This window comes from Pseudomonas meliae (genome assembly GCF_001400515.1).
In the GTDB taxonomy this organism is placed as follows: domain Bacteria; phylum Pseudomonadota; class Gammaproteobacteria; order Pseudomonadales; family Pseudomonadaceae; genus Aquipseudomonas; species Aquipseudomonas amygdali.
The window spans coordinates 3,864-9,078 of the sequence record NZ_LJQT01000034.1; the positions used below are offsets into that span (position 1 = coordinate 3,864).

Sequence of the window (5,215 nt, forward strand, 5' to 3'; positions counted from 1 at the left end):
AATCACCACACGCTCGGCGAGGGTCATGGCCTCGGTCTGATCGTGGGTGACATACAGAATCGTCGCACCGGTCTGCTGGTGCAGGTTACGAATCAACAGGCGCATTTCATGGCGCAGCGCGCTGTCCAGATTGCACAGCGGTTCATCGAATAGCAGCACCGGCGGTTTGCGGATCAGCGCCCGACCGATCGCAACGCGCTGACGCTGACCGCCGGAAAGCTCTCCGGGCTTGCGTTGCAGCAACTCCTCCAGCCCCAGCGAACTGGCACACTCGCGAATACGCTGTTCGCGCTCCTTGCGTGAGATGCGTGCCAGCTTCAGCGCGTAACCGATGTTGTCGGCGACGCTCATGTGCGGGTAGAGCGCGTAGTTCTGAAACACCATGGCGCAGCCGCGTTCTTTGGGCGGCAGACGCGTCACGTCGCGGCCACCCATCAGAATCTGCCCTTGGCTGACATCCTCCAGCCCGGCGACCATGCGCAGCAACGTGGACTTGCCACACCCGGACGGGCCGAGGATGACGTTAAGCTCGCCCGCCTTGAAAACCAGATCAAGCCCGTGAAGGATGTGCCCTGAGCCATAGGTTTTGTGCAGCCCCTTGAGGACGATATCCGGCGCGCAGGCAATAGGGGTGAGCGCGTTCATTTACCGACTCCGATCAGGCCTTTGACAAACCATCGCTGCATGAGCGCAATGACGAGGATGGGGGGTAGCATGCTGACCACGGCGGCGGCCATCAGCAGGTTCCATTCGGGGACCTGGGTTGCATCGGTCGGCAGAAAGCTGGCGACGCCCAGCACCAGCGTGCGCATGTCCTCGCGATTGGTCGCGACCAGCGGCCACAGGTAGTCTTTCCACGCGCCGATGAACACCAGCGTGCCGAGCGCCGCGAAGTTGGTCTTCGACAGCGGCAGCAGAATGTCGACAAAAAAACGCCAGGGCCCGGCACCGTCCATACGTGCGGCCTCGACCAGTTCGGCGGGCAGAGTCTGGTAAAACTGCCGGAACAGAAAGGTGCCGGTAGCTGAGGCAATCAGCGGCAAGGCGAGCCCGGTGTAACTGTCGAGCAGGTTGATGGTCGGCACCGGCAGCCACTGGATGCCCAGCCATTGCAACAGGTTGCGTAGCGGTCCGAGCAGGTCGCTGGCCACCGCATACGTGGGGATGATGCGTACCTCCAGCGGCAGCAGCAGAGCGCCCAGCACGGCAAAGAAGATCACCGAGGTGTAGCGGCTGCGAAAGTACACCACGGCAAATGCTGTCAGCGCCGAAAGTGTCAGCTTGCCGATTACCACCAGCGTGGCGACCAGCAGGCTATTGCCCAGCAAGCGCAGCAGGTCGAGGCGTCGGGTGACTTGTTGCAGGTTCTCCAGCAGTTGGTCGCCGGGTATCAGCGCAAGGCCGTGGGCGAACAGTTGTGGGTTGCTCACAGTTGCCGAGCAAACTGCGACGTACAGCGGCCCCAGCGCGAACACCAAACCGAGCGTCAGTAGCAGATAAGCGCCCGTATCGAGCAAACGGTGACGCTCGATCATGCTTTCACCCCACGGCGCTGGAAGCGGGACAAGAGTTTGAACTGAGCGATGCTCAGCGCTACGACTGCCAGCAACATAAGCACTGACAGTGTCGACGAACCTGCCAGATCCAGGCCCATGAAACCGTCGGTGTAAATCTTGTAGGCCAGCACATTGGTGGTATCGCCGGGCCCGCCGTGGGTAAGGGTGTCGACTAGCCCAAAGCTGTTCGACAGGCTTTCCAGCAGGTCGATGACAAACACGAACAGCAGATAGGGCGCAATCAGCGGCAGCTGTATGTCGAGCATGCGTCGCAACGGGCCTGCCCCGTCCAGTGCGGCGGCGGCGAGGTAGTCATCGGGGACGGATTTCAAGCTGGCGACCAGCATCACGAAGTTGAACGGCACCAGGCACCAGGCATAGGCCACGATCAGCAACAACATGCTCTGCATCGGGCTGGCGTAGGGTGCCCAGGTGCCGGGGGCAATCGCGTTAAGCCAGGCGAGAATTCCCATCACCGGATTGGTCAGCACGTGAAAGACAATGCCGATGGTGGCGCCCGATACCGCGTAGGGCCAGATCAGCAGATTGCGAAACACTGCGTTGCCGCGCAGTTTCAGTTCAAGGCACAGCGCAAGCACCAGTGCGATGAGGATCGAAAGCACAACGCTCGACAGGCTGAACACCAGCGTCGAGCCTAGCGACGCGAGCACACCAGGGTCTCTCAATACCCGCAAATAGTTGCTCAGGCCGACAAAGATTTCGTTACCACCGAAGGGCGGCACCAGATGAAACGACCACCAGATTGCCTGGACTGCAGGCCAATAAAAGAACAACCCGAGTGCCAGCAATTGGGGCAGGGCAAACAGCAGCGCCAGGCGCGGTTGCGGAAAATGCGCACGAGGCTTCATGGCGTTGCCCCGTCTGACTCGTTGCTGGCCTGGGCCTGATGCATCTGCTGAAACAGACTGAGCAATTCGTTGGCACGCAGCGTTGTCTGACGCAGGGCGTGTTCAACGCTCTGGCGACCGGCGAGCGCGTTTTCCATTTCCTGCGACCAGATAAGACGCATCAGCGTGATAAAGCCGCAGCGCAAAGGCGTAGAAGGCTGGCCGTCAATGTCGTGAAGTGCCGCAAGCCCGACCATTACGGCCGACGGCTCTCTGCCTGCGGATTGCAACCGTGCCGCTGCCGCCTGAGTAACTGGCAGGTAGCCGGTCCGGGCACTGAATACCAACTGATTATCCGGTTGCAGTACGAACGCCAGAAACTCCGAGACCAGCCGGTAATCCCGAGCGGCATGTCCACGCATCACCCACAGCGAGGAACCTCCGGGAGCGTTGGTACGGCGTTGGGTGTTGGCGTAAATCGGCAGTGCTGTGACATCGATATCGGATTTGAGCGTGCTGTGCACGATATTCCAGGCACCGGTGGAGTCGATCAGCATGGCGCAGTCGTCGGTGGCGAAAGCCAGCGCCTGCTGGCCGCTGCGGGTCGAATCCTCGTGCACCACCAGACCTTCGGCGGTCCATTGCGCCAGGTCGTTCATCAGCCGCAGGTGGGCGCCTTTGTCGAACTGATAGCGTTCGGTGCCAGCGGCGCGAACCGCAACTTCGGTGCCTTGCGCTGCACTGGTCTGCTCCAGCCAGATCCACGGCGAAAATTCGCTGACGACAGGGCATGCGTGGCCGTTTTTCTTTAAGGCCCGCAAGGCTGTAGCAAATGCTTCCCAAGTGGCGGGGGGCTCGCTGATACCTGCCGCGGTCAGGGCATTTCGGTGCGTGTAGAGCACGGCGGTCGACGCCGCAAAAGGCTGGGACGCCAGAGCGCCGTGATCATCGGAGTAATAGCGGCGCAAGGCTGGCAGAAAGGTGTCGTCGGAATAGGCCCTTTGATGACCGGCCATGATGGCCTCGACAGGCAGAGTGGCACCGCCCAGCAGCATGTCAGGCGTGGCCACGTCGTAGATTTCGACCAGCGCCGGGCCTATGCCTGCGCGGTACGCTGCGACGGTCTTCTGCAGCGTCTGCTCATAACTGCCCTGGCGGATACAGTGCAGGCGATCCCCATCCTCACGCTGCGCATTGAAGCTTCTGCACAAATCTGCGATGGCACTTCCGGCCGCGCCGCCGTGGCTATACCAGAACTCGGCGGGGGCGGCGAAGACCTGAGCAGCGAACGGCAGCAGCGCCAGCATGGAAAGCGTCTTACTGATGAAAGGCATGAGGACACCCACAAGAACTCAGTGCCATTTAATACAGCTTGTGTGTAGTATTTGTGACCTGCGCGACTTTTATTAAATTTTCATGATGGAAGTGTGCAATGGGTGGCGGGCGATACACTGCTTTACACGCCCACTGTTTTAATCCTCTCCTGATTTGTAGATTCCATGCCCCTCGACCTCGATACGCCACTTCATGCGCACCAACCGCTGAGCCTGAATGAACGCAAATTGCTGGATATCCTTCGCCGTCGAGGTGTGATCACCCGCGCCACGGTTTCGACCGAGATGGACCTGGCTCAGCAGTCGGTGCACCGCCTGATCGAAGAACTGATCAGCCGAGGCCTGCTGCGCAGCGGCGAGCGAGTGAAGAACGGCCGTGGTCAGCCCAGCCCGCGCATTGAGCTGGTCAACGAGGCGGTGTATGTCATCGGCGTATCGATCAATACCGATTCGGCAGTGGTCTGCATCGCCGATCTGGGCTGCAATGTGCTGGAACAGGTCACCTTGCGTACGCCGCCGTTGAGCCGCAACAGCACGCTGGATTCGCTTGATCAGACCATCGAACGCATGCTTCAACGCAATGGCATCGAGGCGCAACGAGTGATTGGCATGGGCTTCGCCATCGCCGGTTTTTTTCTTGAGAACCGCCAGATCAACGCACCCGAACCGCTGCGCGATTGGTCATTGATTGACTTGCAACCGATACTCGAAGAGCGCTTCGGCATGCCGGTCTGGCTGGAAAACAACGCCACCACTGCGGCCATCGGTGAAAGCCTGGTGGGCGTGGGGGCCTGGGCCAGCAACTTCATCTACCTGTCGTTCAACTTCGGTTTCGGCGCAGGCGTGGTGATCAACGGCAAACCGTATTTCGGCAGCCACGGCAACGCGGGCGAGATCACCCTCTACAACGACGAAGAGTCGATAAACCGTCCGGCCTTGCGTTACCTGCTGGATGAATTGCATCAGAACGGCGTACAGGTAGATTCAATCGAAGACCTGCGCCTGCGCTTCGACCCTGACTGGCCCGGCGTGGACACCTGGCTGGCACGCGTCAAACCAACCCTGGATCGTCTGGTTAACGCACTGGCGGGCCTGTTCGATCCACAGGCGGTAGTGTTTGGCGGGCAATTACCGCCAGAGCTGGGCAGACGCCTGATTGCGGCGACGGCTTTCTGGGGAGCCCACCGCTACAACGCGCCACCGCCTCGGCCTCAGTTATTGCTGAGTGAGACCAATGGCGATGCGGCGGCTATCGGTGCGGCACTGGTGCCGTTGAAAGAGCGGTTTTTTGTTTGATCTGTCGTCAGCAATAGCTCATTGCTGGGTACTGCACGTTGCGGCCAAGGCAATGGTCATGCAGAAGAAGCCACCTCGGCCTGTACAGTTCAAGACTATCGCGCAGCCGCGGCAGGCAGGTGTATGGGCTGGCCGATTAATATTTCTTCATGCAGTCGGTGCTTAAGGAGACGCTGAACAA

5 protein-coding genes are annotated in these 5,215 nt (G+C 60.2%); 1 reads left to right on the top strand and 4 read right to left on the bottom strand.

Annotation, left to right across the window (positions count from 1 at the left end; translation table 11 throughout):
- The 4 genes from ALO64_RS26085 to ALO64_RS01675 form a co-directional block, all read right to left on the bottom strand.
- Positions 1–645: ABC transporter ATP-binding protein (locus ALO64_RS26085; protein ID WP_235804969.1), on the bottom strand; the 645-nt coding region annotated here is incomplete at its 3' end.
- A complete protein-coding gene (locus ALO64_RS01665) occupies positions 642–1,535 on the bottom strand; it encodes an ABC transporter permease subunit (protein WP_002555449.1) in 894 nt (297 codons plus the stop codon). The genes ALO64_RS26085 and ALO64_RS01665, both read right to left, overlap by 4 nt.
- Complete coding sequence (locus ALO64_RS01670; protein ID WP_044345264.1) at positions 1,532–2,425, bottom strand: carbohydrate ABC transporter permease; 894 nt, start codon at positions 2,423–2,425, stop codon at positions 1,532–1,534. Before ALO64_RS01670 ends, ALO64_RS01665 begins: the two co-directional genes overlap by 4 nt.
- Entirely contained in the window at positions 2,422–3,738 is a 1,317-nt protein-coding gene (locus ALO64_RS01675) for an extracellular solute-binding protein (protein WP_044345265.1), read from the bottom strand. The genes ALO64_RS01670 and ALO64_RS01675 overlap by 4 nt, the downstream gene beginning before the upstream one ends.
- A gap of 165 nt (positions 3,739–3,903) precedes the next feature.
- On the opposite strand from ALO64_RS01675, the gene ALO64_RS01680 reads away from it, so the two are divergent.
- Positions 3,904–5,034 (top strand): ROK family transcriptional regulator, encoded by a 1,131-nt coding sequence (locus tag ALO64_RS01680; RefSeq protein ID WP_004655898.1) that lies wholly within the window; start codon positions 3,904–3,906, stop codon positions 5,032–5,034.
- Positions 5,035–5,215 lie beyond the last annotated feature (181 nt).

What these genes read in the sequence shown, in the direction of transcription:
- ALO64_RS01665 (WP_002555449.1), bottom strand. Translation starts at nt 1,535, where the DNA reads ATGATCGAGCGTCACCGTTTGCTCGATACGGGCGCTTATCTGCTACTG.
- ALO64_RS01670 (WP_044345264.1), bottom strand. Translation starts at nt 2,425, where the DNA reads ATGAAGCCTCGTGCGCATTTTCCGCAACCGCGCCTGGCGCTGCTGTTT.
- ALO64_RS01675 (WP_044345265.1), bottom strand. Translation starts at nt 3,738, where the DNA reads ATGCCTTTCATCAGTAAGACGCTTTCCATGCTGGCGCTGCTGCCGTTC.
- ALO64_RS01680 (WP_004655898.1), top strand. Translation starts at nt 3,904, where the DNA reads ATGCCCCTCGACCTCGATACGCCACTTCATGCGCACCAACCGCTGAGC.